We start from the raw sequence: 15,261 nt of genomic DNA, 5'->3' as shown, positions 1-15,261 counted from the left end.
ACTTACTAGTTGCCAACGGTTACGCCACATCGTTTGAAGAGACCCTGCCAAAACTGAACGTGGTTTAGGGTTTCTTGCCTAAATGTCCTATGTGCCTCAATTATGCCATACTGGTGACCATGGAGTTGCATACGGTTCTCCACCAAAGTGGCACCATCATTAAGTTGTTGATAGGTACTGTCTAAATAAGCCAAATAAGGTTGCACTTCTTCAACGTAAATGGATTGAAAGACATTTCTTAAGTAGCGGAACTGAGTGGTGTCTCTGTTCGGCCCGCACAATACATTGCTCTGGTTCTGCTCAAGTAGCTGAGTTGTCGCTTTTAACCAAAGGGATGTATTTACCATTGAATAGTAAAGTCGTCCGAGTAAACGAGATTTCTCTAACTCTTCTTGATATTGCGTAACTTCTACATCGGGTAGACGTGAGACGGCGCGGTGGGGTAAATCATACATTTCGCTGAAAATACGATAGACATCGTTAATGCGTGCAATATCATTCGTCGTATTTTGAGATAGCCAATCAGAGGCAGTTAGTTGCTTTTGCATGGCGTCACTTACGAGTAGTAAGTTGTCGAGATGAATGTCTAAATGTTGCCACTTGGTTGCGTAAAGCTCTGCCAATGTCGCGCGTTCTTCATCGCTAAGTGGAAATTCGGATAAACATCGATTCATGACTCTTAAAAGGGCAGTTTGATAATCAAAATCATGAAAGGCATCCTGCACCTTGCCAAGTTGTGAGTTTTTCTCGGCAAGTAAATTAAAGAGTCCGCACTGTCGTAATTGATAGCTCTCTAGCAGGCCAATAGATAGCCTTGGCAATGGCTCGAACAAAACGCGTTTCGCAGGAATCGTTACCGTAGACTGTAGTGTTATTGGAATAGCAGGAACGTCCAATACATTGGCTACACGTTGATGATACTTATCAAACATGGCGTTCTCTGGATTGAACCAGTTATCACAACCATTAAGAATCAAGATTAAGAACAATAAAATAGACCGCACAAATATCCTTTTTTCTAACTTCGTATCCGTTGTCTAGAGAGCAAAATCAACCGCTTTGTAATCTTGTTATAAGTATACTCAACCGTGTGATTATTCGATCAAAAAAGCCAGCGGATGCTGGCTTTTTTTACTTTTTATTGAACTGAAAAGTTCAATTGCACTTCTGGCTCTTGGCGATGCATCCAACGCATTCTGACGCCTAACATAAAGGCCGCTGAAGATAGGCCGATGATAAAACCAAGCCAGAAGCCTTGTGCTCCCATTGGCTCGACAATCCAGTCTGTACGGCCAAGGACGTAACCAATTGGCAGCCCAAGAATCCAATAAGCAATAAAAGTACGGTTGAAGATAGCTCGCATGTCTTTATAGCCGCGTAATGCACCAGCTGCGATCACTTGAACCGCATCCGTACATTGATAAACAGCGGCAAACACGAGCAGGTGCATCGCTAGAGTGATTACCTCTGGGTTGCTAGTGTAAAGCTCGGCGATCCACTCACGAGACAAGACGGTTAAAATCGCTGTGAGAACGGACAAAGCTAGACCAACCATAATGCCGACTCGTGACGCTACGCGCGCGCCATCTACGTTTTCTTCACCAAGTCGATGGCCGACACGAATGCTTACTGCTGCACCAATACTCATTGGTAGCATAAATACCAACGAGGAGAAGTTAATCGCGACTTGATGCGCTGCCACAATGATAGGACCCAGTGGTGAAACGAGCAGTGCAACAACAGCAAACAGTGTCACTTCAAAAAACAGCGCTGCTGCAACAGGAAAGCCGAGCTTGAATAGACGAACTTGCGCTTTCCATTGTGGGCGATGCCATTCTCCAAATAGGTTGATGCTTTTCAATCGCTCTGATGTCATCACATACAGCAATAGCATGGCAAACATGACCCAGTAAACAATCGTGGTTGCGACACCACAGCCAACACCGCCTAATTCAGGTGCACCAAACTTGCCGTACACGAAAATCCAGTTTAGAGGAATGTTGAGCAGCAAACCGATAAAGCCAATAACCATTGCCGGTTTCGTCAATGACATACCATCCGTAAAGCTTCTAAGCGTTTGGAAAAGTAAAAAAGCGGGTACTGCTAATATAACGGCATGAATGTATCCCACCGTTTTTTCAGCCATCAGTGCTTCAACATCCATCAGCCCGAGAATAAACTGGGTTTGAAGCAGGACTGCAATTATCGGCACACTGATCAGCAATGCCAAAACGACGCCTTGCTGAATTTCAAACGGGATTTTCACTCGACGACCAGAGCCATTTAACTGTGCGACAACAGGGACCAATGCCATTAATAAACCCACCCCAAACAAAATGGATGGTAGCCAAATACTTGAAGCGACAGAAACCGCAGCCATGTCGGTGGCGCTAACGCCGCCAGCCATTACGGTATCAACAAACCCCATACCAGTTTGAGCGACAGATGCGATCAATACCGGGGTCGCCAATTTGATAAGACTTGATGCTTCTTCTTTATAGCGATGCACGAAAAATACTCCAGAGCGGAACAATAAGTTGAAAGAATGAGAGTACTCGAGGGCAAAAGATGTGGTGAACGGATCTGATGGTTGATTTTAGTCACGATAAGGTGAAAAAATGCCTCGGAGAAACTCCGCGCAAATGATAAACAATTGTATGTTCATATTCCATAGCTAGGTAGCGAATAGTCGATAACACTGACTGGACGCTCTCCACGCTAAGGATACGCTTTTACTGAGAACAGCAGCGAATCATGGTAATGTTGAAGCATGCATGAGAACAAACCAGTGTTCATTAAGCCATGGCTTTATCGTCTGCGGTCTTTATTTCCGACCTGTAGCGCAGTGTTTAGGGCTTAGTCTTCGACTACAGTTGGTATTAAATCAATAGGTAAAAAGAAATGTTTACAGGAATAGTTCAGGGTACGGCGAAGGTCGTTAAAATTGATAAAAAAGAACGCTTTCAAACGCACGTTGTCGAGTTAAGCGATGAACTTTGTAAAGGGTTAGAAATTGGTGCATCCGTTGCACACAACGGATGTTGTCTAACTGTGACTAAGATCGAAGGCAACCTTATCAGTTTTGATTTAATGCAAGCGACATTGGCTCTTACTAATTTAGGTCGGCTGGTGGAAGGGGATAGCGTAAACATTGAGCGCGCGGCTAAGTTTGGTGACGAAATAGGCGGGCATAGCATGTCTGGTCATATTAGTTTAACGGCAGATATTGTCGATATCATCGATACGCCCAATAACCGCACGATTTGGTTCCAACTGCCGCAAGAATCAATGAAATATGTATTAGCGAAAGGTTACATTGGTTTAGATGGCTGCTCGCTAACTATTGGTGAAGTTGAAGCGTGTCGTTTTTCGGTACACCTAATTCCAGAAACCTTGCAGCGAACGCTTTTCGGAGTGAGACAAGTAGGGGAGCGTGTTAATATTGAGTTTGATCCTCAGACTCAAGCAATTGTTGATACTGTTGAGCGCGTTCTTGCAGCAAAACAGCTTTAGAATGAGAAAAAGGAGCCGAGTGCTCCTTTTTCATTTAAGCGTTTTTATATTTCTGATGTTCACATGCTCGAGCTGCTATTCGTAATTGTCATCGATAAATAGTTCGACCTTGTCTTGTAGCTCATCCACTCGCATATTTAGGTGGATAGCGTGGCAACAAGCTGGGCAATCATCATAAAATTCTTGGTCACCATTACTTGCATCTAATGTAATGCTGATAGAATGTCCGCAATGCGGGCACTTTACATACCTTTCGGTATAATTTTTCATACAACAACTCCTAATCTCGCAGGGCTTTTAAACACACTATTCATCAAGGAAGTACAGCCCTTTACTTACTTTGCCTACAAGGAAAATAGGCACAATCCAAAGTTAAGTCTCCTTTGATATTAGGTCGAGTTGTTGCTAATTGAGTCGAAATAAGTACAAAACTTGACCCCAAACTCAACCTTGAGCTTAGGGTGATTTTCTGTAGTGATGTGCCTCGAGATTTTACATCTTGAAATATGCAGTGGCTTCCAAATTAATAAGAAATGATTTTATTAATAACCAGTTGAGCCTGTTCCAAGTAATGGCCGCCAAACAAATTACAATGGTTGAGAACATGGTAAAGGTTATAGATATCTTTACGCTCTTCATAGCTTGAAGAAAGTGGTATAACCGATTCGTAGCCTTGATAAAATTCTGGTTGAAATCCACCAAAAAGCTCTGTCATCGCAATATCACACTCCCTGTCCCCCCAATAGCATGCAGGATCGTAACAGATAGGACCGAATGCAGTGAGTGCCGCATTTCCATTCCATAAATCGCCATGCAACAAAGAAGGTTCCGGAGCATGGTTTGCTAGCCGCTGTTTTACGACGTCGATAAAGTCATCGATATCAACCAAGGTGACGCCTTTTTCTTTAAGGAGCTGTAATTGCCATCCTATGCGTTGCTCAGCAAAGAATACACACCATTTCTTGTGCCATTTGTTGGGCTGTAGAGTCGAACCGAGATAGTTGTCGGTATCAAAACCAAACTCTTTCTGCTCGCCCCACTGGTGTAGGTGAGCTAATTGCTGCCCAAATTTAAAGCTGTTGGGACCATCTTCTAATGGTTTCGTTGGAAGGTAGTTAAGAATTAGGAATGAGGCATTTTTGGTTTTACCAACCAATACCACCTCAGGTACAAATAGGGTGGATGTTTCACGCAAAAGATGCAGGCTTTCAGCTTCTACCTCAAATTTAGACAAAAACTCGCGATCGTTAATTTTCACAAAATAACGTTGCTCGCCATCATTGATCATGTAGCTTTCACTGATATCCCCACCAGACAGCCTTACTTTTTCCGTGATCTGGTAATCGAACAATAAAGTATCAGAAAGCTGTTGCGATATTGCTTGCCACATACAAAACCTCGCGAATCTATTTGACCACCAATAGTTTAGGATAAATAGCAGGGAGTTGGCGCTATGTTGAGCATACTTAGTAAAGAAACCTTCCTCTTAGTGTAGTCAATTTGTATAAATGTGAATCAAATCGCTTATAAGCCTCTGATTTGTTGGCTTAGCATATGGAGATGAACGTTTACAACAGGTATTATGATTTTTTTGACGTTAGTTCCATTGGTGGCATGAAAATACTGATATGTGATGACTCAGCTGTTGCAAGAAAGCTTATTGCGCGTTCTATCGTACAAGATACATCATTGCATCTTATTGAAGCGCAAGATGGTTATGAGGCGCTTAATATTCTTGCTGAGCAAAATATCGATATTTTGTTTCTCGATTTAACGATGCCCATAATGGATGGTTTTGAGGTCCTCGAATCATTACCTGTTAGTCAGTACCCGACCAAAATCGTCATTATTTCTGGAGATGTTCAACAAGAGGCAAAACAGCGCTGTCTCGATCTTGGTGCTCAAGCTTTTATCGCTAAGCCTCTGACAGAAGAGCAGGTGCTCCCACTATACGAACAATTAGGGCTGCATTATGCGTTCAAACCTAGTCATTCGGTTGATTCTAAAAACCAGGGTTGCGAAGAGCTTTCCTTACTAGCCAAATTCCGTGAAATTGCGAACATTGCCCTTGGTAAAGGGGCTGCGATTATGGCTGACCATTTACATGAATTCATCCAACTTCCTGTTCCTCATGTTGGACCTTTGTCCTACGGCGAGCTTCATATGACACTGGTTGATGTGGTTGGGCGTGACAGTTCCGTTGCGGTAGCGCAGAGGTTTGTCGGTGGCGGTATTCACGGGGAGGCACTGGTGTGCTTACGTGGTAGGGATATCAATCAGATTGGGGAAAAATTAGGTTACCTCCTTGAGTTTACGCCTCATAATGAAATCATCTTGAATATCTCTAACCTACTGGTTTCGTCATTTCTCACGTCGTTAGGCGATCAACTCGACAAGCAGTTCTCACTTCGTCAGCCAGGCATTGTGGATACCTTAACACCTTATTGTGAAGAGCAAGGCGAGTTGGGTGAGCTCTTTACTATCGAATACACCTACATGGCAGAAGCGCTCGATTTCGAGTGCGAGGTACTGTTTTTAATTGATAAGCCATCCGTAGAAATTATCTATGAAATCATGGAGCTAATCTAATGTCCGATATCACGCTGGACATAGCAGACTTTCATTGGGTCACACAAATTCTCGATACGATGGATTCAGGGCTTATTGTTTTGGATCAAGAGTATAAAGTATGTGTGTGGAACAGTTTTATGCAGTCATACAGTGGCGTTCTATCACAAGAAATTCTTGGTGAATGTTTATTTGAGCATTTTGAAGAGCTGCCAAGAACTTGGCTAGAAACCAAGATAAAAGCAGCCGCCGATCTGGAAACTCGTTCTTTTTCTAGCTGGGAAAACCGACCGTACCTTTTTAAGTTCAACAATTTTTCTCCGGTTTCAAACAGCAGTGATTTTATGTATCAAGATATCGTGATCACGCCGTTAATTGGGCTCTCAGGAGAGGTCAGCCACATAGCGATTCAAGTCAATGATGTTTCTGAAACTGCGAGAAATCGCATTCATTTGAAAGAAACAAATCAACATTTGTCGGAAATCAGTCGCAAAGATGGTTTAACAGGTTTATTTAATCGCGCTTATTGGGAGCAATCATTGAAAGATGAGTTTGCTCACTTAAAAGTTATCGACGGACCATGCTCATTAGTAATATTCGATATCGACCACTTTAAGAAGGTGAATGATACTTATGGTCACCCGACAGGGGACGAAGTCATTCGTCGAACCTCTGCATTGTTGAGAAAAACAGCAAGGAGCAGTGATATCTGCGGTCGTTTTGGTGGTGAAGAGTTTACGGTACTACTTCCTCACACAAACCAGGAGCAAGCTTGCTATTTCGCAGAGCGTTTGCGCAAAAGAATTGAGCAAGAGATCGTGAAAGTGGAAGATTTTTTGATTAATTACACGATAAGTATTGGTGTTTGCGAGTATAAGCCTTATTTTGAAACTCACACTCAATGGTTAAAGAGTGCCGATGCTGCGCTGTATCGTGCAAAAGAAAATGGTCGTAACCAAACCTGTTTGCATGAAAATGGCTGAAATATAAAAAGGTTTGAAGAAACCCTGTATCCGAATTCAGTGAAGCAAAGCTCAATTGTTTGAAAATCATCCAGTTGGTTCGTGAATGTTTGTTAATATGAAATAAGTTAATGAAATTTTCTCGGCATGTCTTACTATTGAAACTATTCTGCTTTCAGCTTCGAAGGCTTGCAATAAACGGAGAAAAACAGTGGTTTTAGAAACCGATGGATATCTCGCTCTTATCGAGCACTTGTCTCTAAATCTAGATATTTTTACGACCGAAATTGGCGACACTGGATCCGAAAGCATCGAAGATGTTGTCACCGATATGGTGGCTTCAAACATCATGGCGATTTTTGAGCAAAATCCAGAACTTCACTCGAGCGTACGCTTCAAATTGTTGAAAGAGGCTGATGCAGTTGTTGAAGATCTTGGTGAGATATTGGCTGGGGTATGGCATAAAAAAGCGACCAATGAACAGATCACGTTCCTTGATGAATACATCGCTCTGGTCAAAAATCTGTTCGATAATGCTGTTGCGACTTACGACTGATATTGTTTTAACTTACAGCAATGTCCGGTTAAAGAGTGAGAAGAGTTACATTGTAACTCTTCTTATTTGCCAAAACTTAGATGCCCAGTATGGGTTGTCGATTCTTGAAATAATCACACCTCTAGACGTCGATGCATGCATGAACTGCTTGTTACCCAAGTAAATTCCGACATGATAAGTTGTACGTCTTGTTTTAAAAAACACTAGATCCCCTTGCTTGGCATCCGTCCAACTTAACTCCACACCTTGCTTTGATTGCTGCCTCGTTGTCCTTGGTAACGAGAGCTGATAAGCCTCAACAAACGCTTTTTGTACAAATGCTGAGCAATCAATTCCAGATTTCTGTGTCCCGCCTAAGCGATAAGGCGTGCCGTGCCACTCTGTGTAAAAGTCGAACAAGTCTGGGTTGTCCGACAATAGCTGATTTGTAGGTGTTGTCACCTGTGCTTGCTCACTAGGCTCAGGCCCAGAAGAGCAGGCGCTTAGTAGCACACTGACTATCAAAGGAAAATATACTCGACGCAAATCACCACCTGTCATCTCTATGACTCACAACTGAAATATTAGTGTCATAACCAATCCATAGTATGGGCTGCAAATCACGGTTTTGTCTCACAAATGTGACGGAATCACTGCAGAACCGATTCAACCTTAAGAAAGAATAAAAATTGATTATGGCAAAGCGAAAACGCTCACGCACATCACTTTCACTGATTCAGGCTGTCAGTGCAACATTTTTAACTATCATTGCTCTTGTTATAGCCCTTTCTGTCTCAAGTTTCAAAGGAATGGAACAGGTAGAGGAACAATTTGAAGACTTGTCGCAAAAAGCATTACCCATCGCGATGGCAAACGCAAAGTTAACCAGGAATGTATTGGAGATGGTTAAGCTACTCAACCATGGTATGCAGATTACTGAGCCGAAAGAGTTGCCTCTCATAAAAGAGCAAATCGACTCTCTTGCAACTCAAAGCACAACTTTGGTTGTGAAAGCGTCTGGTGTAGCTCAGCAACTCTCGGAGGAGTTAGACACCAAACTAGCGCGTTTACATAACATCACGCAGTCCATTTTGTTGAAGCAATCTTCGGTGATACAAATTCAAATGGATATTGATGCCGCTGTTGGTGGTTTTCGCTATGGGCTTAGCTCTATCGGCCCGGAAATGAATCGAATCAGTTCGTTCCTTAGTGCTGATAATCCTGAGTCGAGCGATGCCGCTAACCGTTTCATTGCTTCTGCAAGCTCAATGGAAAGTACGTTCTTAGTCATGATGATGCACTCAGAATTAAACAAAGCCGAAAAAGAATACCGAGAAATGCGAAATCGCATAGCAGGTATTAAACTCGCCTATGAAGACTTCCAATCTTTCCATCCTGAAGTAAGTGAATATGCAAGCTTAACCGCACCATATGAGATGGTGAAACAAGGCTTTAGTGAAAAGGGCGTGCTGCGTTTGATCCTCGCCAAACTAGAACAAGGGGAATTGCAACGTTCAGAGTTTAAACAGGCTTCGATGCTTGCGGATGAAACCATGCGGTTACTTGATCAAATCTCCCAAACCGCTGGTCAGTTGATCGATGAAAAGGAGCGGGTGGTCAACGAGACCATTGAATCGGTGAGCGTTGTGCTCGTGTTTGCGGCGTGTGTGATTTCTTTTATTATTCTGGTTACTTGGTTTAGTCTCAAGTCATGGACAAACCGAGGGTTAAGGAATGTACTAACGCGTCTTTCAGCACTTACCGAACATGATTTTCGTGACAAGGCAGAAGAAGTTGGCCCCTATGAGCTGAAAGAAGTAGCACGAAAGTTGAATCAAGTAATCGATTCCACACATGACTCCATTCAAACGGTGACGCGCAATTGTGAAACGCTTTATCAGACGGCAGAAGTAAGTCACAGTGCAGCCGAACAAACAAGTGATGGGTTGGCAACACAAAATGAAGCGTTGTCGAGTATGATCACGACCATAACGCAGCTTGAAGCCTCTATTCGTGAAATAGCAATGGTGACAAATGCATCTTCACAGGACTCGCTCCTTGCAACCCAACACACTGAAAAAGGGGTTCAAGTCGTGGAACAAAACCGCGAACGTTTGGAGTCATTAGAAAGCTCTTTGGATGTAAATGAACAGTCAATGTTAGAGCTAGACCAGCGTGTTAAACAGATTCGTGAAATGGTGGATATGATCAGTGGGATCGCGGACAACACCAACTTACTTGCTCTCAACGCGGCAATAGAGGCTGCCCGTGCTGGTGAGCAAGGGCGTGGATTTGCGGTTGTCGCTGATGAAGTTCGCAAACTTGCAAGTGATACCTCTCAACAAACTACGAACATCCGAGAAATGATGAGCGAGCTTATTACTGCCGCAGAGCGTTCGCGTCAAGCAGTCAATGATTCAAGAGAAGAAATGACCCACGCGCTACAGTCCAGCAATGAAGTGAAATCGACATTCTCTGATATCAACCTCGCGGTTAAGTACATTCAAGAACGTGTTGAGCAAATCTCAGTTGCTACAGAAGAACAAGAACGAGCGACGGCAGATGTATCTCAATCCATCACACATATTTCTGATCTTGGCGAACGCACAAAGCTGCAGCTTGAGTCTATGGTTGAGAGTTCTGAGCAAGTGGCGGAAATTGCTGGGCACCAGCAAGCAATGCTGCACAAGTATGAGCTTCATCAGACCAAGTAAATGAGATGTTTCCACCGACTAAAAGCAGAACCTCGGTTCTGCTTTTTTGTTACGGCTACTCATTTAATGGCTCCTATTTGCATTGCAAAAGTGAGTTACATCTCATCTCGTTCATTTCTAAAGGGTTTAGTTATCACAACGTGATGTTAATGCTTTGTTCGAGGGACTCGTTGACTAGAATGTCGCCAGAATTCAAAGGAATGAATCATGCAGCTTCATGCGATTTTTTTATATCCAGAGAAAGCTAAAGCCATAAGAAGGAGTGGTTTTGTGATCGATAAAGTTTGCCCCGTCGTTCTACGTAATCAAAATCAAGAGATCCTACTTTTTAAACATCCGTTGGCGGGTGTTCAGCTCGTCAAGGGCACTGTTGAAGTGTTTGATGAAAGTTACATCATAGCGGCCAAGCGGGAGCTCGCTGAGGAGTCTGGTATCACACATGTTCGTTCCGCACGATATTTATGCTCATGGGACAGTGGCTTTCAAAATCAAGTATGGCATTTTGTTTTGTGTGAGTGTGCTGACCTCGCTAATTCATGGCTGTTTCATACGCAAGACGATGGTGGACATGATTTCGCGTTCTTCTGGCACGATGTCGAGAGCGGCCTTCCCGCGAATGCACATACTGTGTTTCAGCGCGGGCTGGAAAAGGTACGAGAGTTGATAAACCAAGGCGTGATTTAAAGGAGGATTCTGTCGTTGCATTGGCGGATTTGGGACAATGACAAAGCAAACACTATGCTAAATAAAGAAGGTAGAGCAGCCGTTACTGTTCTCATCGTGTTGATAATGGCACTGTCGATCTCAAAAATGGCGATGGGATTACAAATGTTTAAGTGACTTCTATATGCTTTGCTCATTCATTCAGATAAGGAAACGGTAATGGATAAATTCGTCGTGTTTCTCTTATGCCTTTTTATGACAGTTGGCGGAGTGGTTCATCTTTATGACAACATTGTTGGTGGCTTTTTACCTCACGATTTTGCGCCACGCTGGTTGAATATGTATTGGAGCGCTTTGGGACTATTGGACTTATTAGCAGCGTATCTATTGGTCAAGCATCGCCGCTCTGGCCTAGTCGTTATGTTATTGATTCTTATAACCAATGTTATCTTTAGTTCCCACGCTCACTATACATTAGAAATATTAGATAACAACGTCGCCCTACAAATGAAGACACTGTTTTTAGGGTTCTCATTTGGGGTATCTATCTGGTTATGGAATGCGCGAAAACATAGTCAATCGCGCCAAATATTTCGTTAATTATTATTTTCACAACACTCGATTAAGGATTGTAAACAGGGACTCGTTATGAACGATTTTAAAGACTTGGCCAGTTTTGCTGGTTTCAGCGTACTGACAGGTTTGAGCTTTGCCACCACTTTCTTCAGCCTTGCTTTTCTATACAGCTCAATAGAGGCACAGCAAGTAATGAACACCAATGCTTTGGCATGTGCAGTGCTTGGTGTTGTTGGTTTATTTGTTGGTATTACTCAGTTAAACAAAAAGCGTCAGCTAGCAGAAAACTAATCTGTTCTTACACATCATGAGGATGAAGTAGTGTTTAACAGGGGTTTAGGCTTGGTCTATTCGTTTTGTTGACATACTTCATCCAACAATATTTTTTCAACCATTACTTCTTCTCTTTATTGTAGCGAAAGGGCTGCGTTAAAAGCTTATCTAATCTTTGCTCTTCTTCGTCTCTAATTTCCGGCACACCAATAACAACATCATCATGACCCAACTTAGGCTGAGCTCGGTATGTCCCAAAAAAGCGGTCCCAAACTGAAAGGAAAAAACCAAAGTTTGAGTGGGTCTCTTTTACTATCACTGAATGGTGTACGCGATGCATGTCTGGTGTAACGATGACGTTTCGCAGTTTTTGGTCTATGGATAAAGCCAGTTTTGCATTACTGTGATTAAACATCGCGCTCGCATTAAGCACAATTTCAAATACCACAATTCCGATAGGTGAAACACCTAAGATAAACACGGCTGCAATTTTTACTCCCATTGAAATGATTATTTCGAAGGGATGAAAGCGTGCGCCTGTAGTGACGTCTATGTCGAGATCGGCGTGATGCATTCGGTGAATCTTCCACAGCGGCTTTACATGATGAAAGACAACATGCTGAGCGTAAATGACGAAATCAAGCAAAATGACGGTTAGAAAAATATTTAACCAAGCGGGGAGGGACAGAATATTGAGCAGCCCCCACTGTTGCTCCTGAGCTATGACCGCAGCTTGAAAGGCGGCGATAGGCATGATTAAAGCAATAACTAGGCTGTTAAAAGCGACCAATGACAAGTTATTGACCCAGCGAAACCTGCGCGAAGCGGTCAGTGTTTTTCTAGGCAATTTGTTTTCCCAAATGGCACAAAGCAATAATACGCCAAGGAAAAAGCCTAATCTGAGCCATGAGGGTTCTTGAAATGTCGTTTCTGTCACTGTCATTCCCTTATTTATTTCTTTATCTATGACCGAGATAAGAGTGAAATTATTTCAACACACTGCTGATGGGCTTATCTTGAGGCGAAGCCATAATATCAGTAGAATCGCGCTCTACTTTTTACTTGGCATTACTTACCATGAGAATTCACGCTTTCCACCGTTTATATCAGTACCGACAATCTATCTCAACCAAGCCTTTCAACGCGCGTGGATGTAAAGTGGTTCGTTGCCAATATTGCCAGGTTTCTGAGCAACACTGTTTGTGCGACCTTCAGCCAAACATCAAGGCCAATATTGCATGTATGTTGATTGTTTCTGAAAACGAAGTGTTTAAGCCAAGTAATACCGGTCGTCTAATCGCTGATACGATTCAAGAGACTTACGTGTATCAATGGAACCGAACAGAACCGTCTGAAGAGATGCTAGCGCTACTACAGGATGACAGTTATCAACCGGTGATTGTATTTCCTGCAGACTATGTGGATGATCCCTCTCGTTTAATTGAAGATCTAGAGCCAGGGCGATTGGTAAAAGAAGATGTCGAGAACAAAAAATTGTTGCTGATCTTTATTGATGGTAGCTGGCGTGAGGCACGAAAGATATTCCGTCGTTCTGATTTTCTTAAATCTTTGCCTGTGCTTTCCATTGAGCCGGAATCTCTGTCTGAATACATCATGCGCCGCTCCGAGAATGATCAGCATCTTTCAACCGCCGAAGTCGCGACATTAGTTTTAAAACAAGCTGGTGAGCCTAAAGCTGCGGAATGCCTTCAATTGTGGTTTGAAGCCTTCAGAGAAACTTACATGCTGAGCAAGACTCGAGTCAAAAGCGACCCTAACCAGCCACACTTGAAACGTTTCAAAGAGTGGATGAAAACCGAGAGCTGACTCTAAGGAATGAGCTTTTGTTGATGGTATGTTGTTCAACTGGCTTCGGTGAGGGGATAAATCTGCATTCGGTCACGGTTTGCAGGCGTACAGATATGGATAATGCCATCAGTTTATACTTTTGACTCTAGCCATTTTTGAGAGTCGTTTGAAGCATTTTTTAGGAGAGAAATACATGTATTACGGCTTTGATGTCGGTGGCACTAAAATTGAATTTGGTGCATTTAACGAGAAGCTTGAGCGTGTAGCGACGGAACGTGTACCTACACCAACAGACAACTACGAGCTGCTGGTTGATACCATTGCGGAATTGGTGAATAAATACGATACAGAGTTTGGCTGTGAAGGTACGATTGGTCTTGGCCTACCAGGTATGGAAGACGCCGATGATGCAACGGTACTAACAGTTAACGTTCCTGCGGCAAAAGGCAAACCACTTCGTGCTGATCTAGAAGCTAAAATCGGTCGCAGCGTAAAAATTGAAAACGATGCAAACTGTTTCGCGCTTTCTGAAGCCTGGGACGAAGATCTTCAAGATGAACCATCTGTACTAGGTTTGATCCTTGGTACTGGTTTTGGTGGCGGCTTTATCTACGAAGGCAAAGTATTCTCTGGCCGCAACCACGTAGCGGGTGAGGTGGGTCACACACGTCTTCCTATCGACGCATGGTTCCACCTGGGCGAAAACGCACCATTACTTGGCTGTGGCTGTGGCAACAAAGGCTGTTTAGATAGTTACCTATCTGGTCGTGGTTTCGAGCTTCTTTACGCGCATTACTACGGCGAAGAGAAGAAAGCGATCGACATTATTAAAGCGCACGCAGAGGGTGAAGAGAAAGCAGTAGAGCACGTCGAGCGCTTTATGGAGCTGCTAGCGATCTGCTTTGCAAACCTGTTTACTGCAACAGACCCACACACCGTTGTACTTGGTGGCGGCTTATCTAACTTCGAATTGATTTACGAAGAGATGCCAAAACGCATCCCTAAACACTTATTGTCTGTGGCTAAGTGTCCTAAGATCATCAAAGCAAAACACGGTGATTCAGGTGGTGTACGCGGCGCTGCGTTCTTAAACATCAAGTAATGACTTAAACCTTACTCGATATAAAGTAAGAAGAAATTTAAAGCCCCGTTTAGACTTTCAAGGTTAAACGGGGCTTTTACTTATATACCGAAGTAACTTGTATACCCAAGTAACTCATATACCTAAGTAATTTCGGTATGCTCGGGTATGGATCATGAACAAAAGTAGCATGCATAAAAAACTCACGACGAATCGTGAGTTTTCTGTTTGCAGCTAAGCTTATTTGTTCTTTTTGCCTACACCCAGGTTTTCTTTTTGAGCTAGGGTGATTTTGCTAAAGCCTAATTTTCTGAAGTAGTTGTCGCGGTAGTTTCGCACTGCTTTAGTGTCAGACACTGCTTCGATTTGTTGCTCCATCTTTAGGAACTCAGTGATATCGATACCTTCGGCTTCTGCAACTGCTTCTTGAATGTTGCGGTGTTGCTGGTATGAGAACGTCAGTTCTTTGTCTTGGTCTTTGTAAGTGTAAAGAATGGTGCGAGCCATAGCTGTCTCTCTGAAAAGGTTTCTGTATTAAACAAAAAGGCCAGACTCGCTGACCTTTGA

The 15,261-nt window shown here is 43.0% G+C and carries 17 protein-coding genes; 10 read left to right on the top strand and 7 right to left on the bottom strand.

Annotated features, from left to right (window positions below; translation table 11 throughout):
* Nucleotides 1-5: 5 nt before the first annotated feature.
* Together R7E78_RS03820 and R7E78_RS03815 are read right to left on the bottom strand one after the other, a co-directional pair.
* The gene (locus R7E78_RS03820) at nt 6-1,004 is read right to left on the bottom strand and encodes a DUF3080 domain-containing protein (protein WP_047102254.1); all 999 of its coding nucleotides are present in this window, start codon (nt 1,002-1,004) and stop codon (nt 6-8) included.
* Between the two features lie 134 nt (nt 1,005-1,138).
* Nucleotides 1,139-2,509 carry an MATE family efflux transporter gene (locus R7E78_RS03815; protein ID WP_005377626.1) on the bottom strand — a complete coding sequence of 457 codons (1,371 nt, stop codon included), beginning with the start codon at nt 2,507-2,509 and terminating at the stop codon, nt 1,139-1,141.
* Between the two features lie 392 nt (nt 2,510-2,901).
* On the opposite strand from R7E78_RS03815, the gene R7E78_RS03810 reads away from it, so the two are divergent.
* Entirely contained in the window at nt 2,902-3,513 is a 612-nt protein-coding gene (locus R7E78_RS03810) for a riboflavin synthase (protein ID WP_005377625.1), read from the top strand.
* 75 nt (nt 3,514-3,588) lie between these two features.
* Here R7E78_RS03810 and R7E78_RS03805 read toward each other — a convergent pair whose 3' ends face one another.
* Together R7E78_RS03805 and R7E78_RS03800 are read right to left on the bottom strand one after the other, a co-directional pair.
* Complete coding sequence (locus tag R7E78_RS03805) at nt 3,589-3,783, bottom strand: CPXCG motif-containing cysteine-rich protein (protein WP_047102257.1); 195 nt, start codon at nt 3,781-3,783, stop codon at nt 3,589-3,591.
* A gap of 253 nt (nt 3,784-4,036) precedes the next feature.
* The gene (locus R7E78_RS03800; RefSeq protein WP_047102259.1) at nt 4,037-4,903 is read right to left on the bottom strand and encodes a fructosamine kinase family protein; all 867 of its coding nucleotides are present in this window, start codon (nt 4,901-4,903) and stop codon (nt 4,037-4,039) included.
* Nucleotides 4,904-5,127: 224 nt separating this feature from the next.
* Between R7E78_RS03800 and R7E78_RS03795 the strand changes: the two genes are divergently transcribed.
* The 3 genes from R7E78_RS03795 (at nt 5,128) to R7E78_RS03785 (ending at nt 7,599) form a co-directional block, all read left to right on the top strand.
* Nucleotides 5,128-6,102, top strand: a complete 975-nt coding sequence (locus tag R7E78_RS03795) for a response regulator (RefSeq protein ID WP_021033872.1) — start codon at nt 5,128-5,130, stop codon at nt 6,100-6,102.
* On the top strand, nt 6,102-7,064 hold the full coding sequence (locus tag R7E78_RS03790) for a GGDEF domain-containing protein (RefSeq protein WP_017634922.1): 963 nt from the start codon (nt 6,102-6,104) through the stop codon (nt 7,062-7,064). Before R7E78_RS03795 ends, R7E78_RS03790 begins: the two co-directional genes overlap by 1 nt.
* A gap of 190 nt (nt 7,065-7,254) precedes the next feature.
* Nucleotides 7,255-7,599 carry a DUF3802 family protein gene (locus R7E78_RS03785; RefSeq protein WP_005377620.1) on the top strand — a complete coding sequence of 115 codons (345 nt, stop codon included), beginning with the start codon at nt 7,255-7,257 and terminating at the stop codon, nt 7,597-7,599.
* Between the two features lie 45 nt (nt 7,600-7,644).
* Here the strand turns inward: R7E78_RS03785 and R7E78_RS03780 are convergent, their stop codons facing one another.
* A complete protein-coding gene (locus R7E78_RS03780) occupies nt 7,645-8,139 on the bottom strand; it encodes an NlpC/P60 family protein (protein ID WP_258649981.1) in 495 nt (164 codons plus the stop codon).
* 134 nt (nt 8,140-8,273) lie between these two features.
* On the opposite strand from R7E78_RS03780, the gene R7E78_RS03775 reads away from it, so the two are divergent.
* From R7E78_RS03775 to R7E78_RS03760, 4 genes are all read left to right on the top strand, one after another.
* Complete coding sequence (locus tag R7E78_RS03775) at nt 8,274-10,292, top strand: methyl-accepting chemotaxis protein (protein ID WP_318057655.1); 2,019 nt, start codon at nt 8,274-8,276, stop codon at nt 10,290-10,292.
* A 270-nt stretch (nt 10,293-10,562) separates the two neighbouring features.
* Nucleotides 10,563-10,976: an NUDIX hydrolase gene (locus R7E78_RS03770; protein WP_053307087.1), complete on the top strand. Its 414-nt coding sequence runs from the start codon at nt 10,563-10,565 to the stop codon at nt 10,974-10,976.
* 198 nt (nt 10,977-11,174) lie between these two features.
* The gene (locus R7E78_RS03765) at nt 11,175-11,555 is read left to right on the top strand and encodes a hypothetical protein (protein WP_318057654.1); all 381 of its coding nucleotides are present in this window, start codon (nt 11,175-11,177) and stop codon (nt 11,553-11,555) included.
* Nucleotides 11,556-11,603: 48 nt separating this feature from the next.
* Nucleotides 11,604-11,822 (top strand): hypothetical protein, encoded by a 219-nt coding sequence (locus R7E78_RS03760; RefSeq protein ID WP_005389537.1) that lies wholly within the window; start codon nt 11,604-11,606, stop codon nt 11,820-11,822.
* A gap of 103 nt (nt 11,823-11,925) precedes the next feature.
* On the opposite strand, the gene R7E78_RS03755 is transcribed toward R7E78_RS03760, so the two are convergent.
* Entirely contained in the window at nt 11,926-12,741 is an 816-nt protein-coding gene (locus tag R7E78_RS03755) for a sterol desaturase family protein (RefSeq protein WP_031781345.1), read from the bottom strand.
* A gap of 140 nt (nt 12,742-12,881) precedes the next feature.
* Between R7E78_RS03755 and R7E78_RS03750 the strand changes: the two genes are divergently transcribed.
* Both R7E78_RS03750 and nagK read left to right on the top strand, forming a co-directional pair.
* A complete protein-coding gene (locus R7E78_RS03750) occupies nt 12,882-13,631 on the top strand; it encodes a tRNA-uridine aminocarboxypropyltransferase (RefSeq protein ID WP_054730066.1) in 750 nt (249 codons plus the stop codon).
* Nucleotides 13,632-13,806: 175 nt separating this feature from the next.
* Entirely contained in the window at nt 13,807-14,715 is a 909-nt protein-coding gene (gene nagK / locus R7E78_RS03745; RefSeq protein WP_005377586.1) for an N-acetylglucosamine kinase, read from the top strand.
* Between the two features lie 219 nt (nt 14,716-14,934).
* On the opposite strand, the gene R7E78_RS03740 is transcribed toward nagK, so the two are convergent.
* Complete coding sequence (locus R7E78_RS03740) at nt 14,935-15,201, bottom strand: DUF2960 domain-containing protein (protein WP_005377584.1); 267 nt, start codon at nt 15,199-15,201, stop codon at nt 14,935-14,937.
* Nucleotides 15,202-15,261 lie beyond the last annotated feature (60 nt).

The sequence above is a fragment of the Vibrio sp. YT-19(2023) genome (genome assembly GCF_033337395.1).
This window is presented reverse-complemented; position numbering and strand designations above follow the sequence as displayed.

What these genes read in the sequence shown, in the direction of transcription:
- R7E78_RS03775 (WP_318057655.1), top strand. Translation starts at nt 8,274, where the DNA reads ATGGCAAAGCGAAAACGCTCACGCACATCACTTTCACTGATTCAGGCT.
- R7E78_RS03765 (WP_318057654.1), top strand. Translation starts at nt 11,175, where the DNA reads ATGGATAAATTCGTCGTGTTTCTCTTATGCCTTTTTATGACAGTTGGC.
- R7E78_RS03800 (WP_047102259.1), bottom strand. Translation starts at nt 4,903, where the DNA reads ATGTGGCAAGCAATATCGCAACAGCTTTCTGATACTTTATTGTTCGAT.
- R7E78_RS03795 (WP_021033872.1), top strand. Translation starts at nt 5,128, where the DNA reads ATGAAAATACTGATATGTGATGACTCAGCTGTTGCAAGAAAGCTTATT.
- R7E78_RS03780 (WP_258649981.1), bottom strand. Translation starts at nt 8,139, where the DNA reads ATGACAGGTGGTGATTTGCGTCGAGTATATTTTCCTTTGATAGTCAGT.
- R7E78_RS03760 (WP_005389537.1), top strand. Translation starts at nt 11,604, where the DNA reads ATGAACGATTTTAAAGACTTGGCCAGTTTTGCTGGTTTCAGCGTACTG.
- R7E78_RS03750 (WP_054730066.1), top strand. Translation starts at nt 12,882, where the DNA reads ATGAGAATTCACGCTTTCCACCGTTTATATCAGTACCGACAATCTATC.
- R7E78_RS03740 (WP_005377584.1), bottom strand. Translation starts at nt 15,201, where the DNA reads ATGGCTCGCACCATTCTTTACACTTACAAAGACCAAGACAAAGAACTG.
- R7E78_RS03790 (WP_017634922.1), top strand. Translation starts at nt 6,102, where the DNA reads ATGTCCGATATCACGCTGGACATAGCAGACTTTCATTGGGTCACACAA.
- nagK (WP_005377586.1), top strand. Translation starts at nt 13,807, where the DNA reads ATGTATTACGGCTTTGATGTCGGTGGCACTAAAATTGAATTTGGTGCA.
- R7E78_RS03805 (WP_047102257.1), bottom strand. Translation starts at nt 3,783, where the DNA reads ATGAAAAATTATACCGAAAGGTATGTAAAGTGCCCGCATTGCGGACAT.
- R7E78_RS03810 (WP_005377625.1), top strand. Translation starts at nt 2,902, where the DNA reads ATGTTTACAGGAATAGTTCAGGGTACGGCGAAGGTCGTTAAAATTGAT.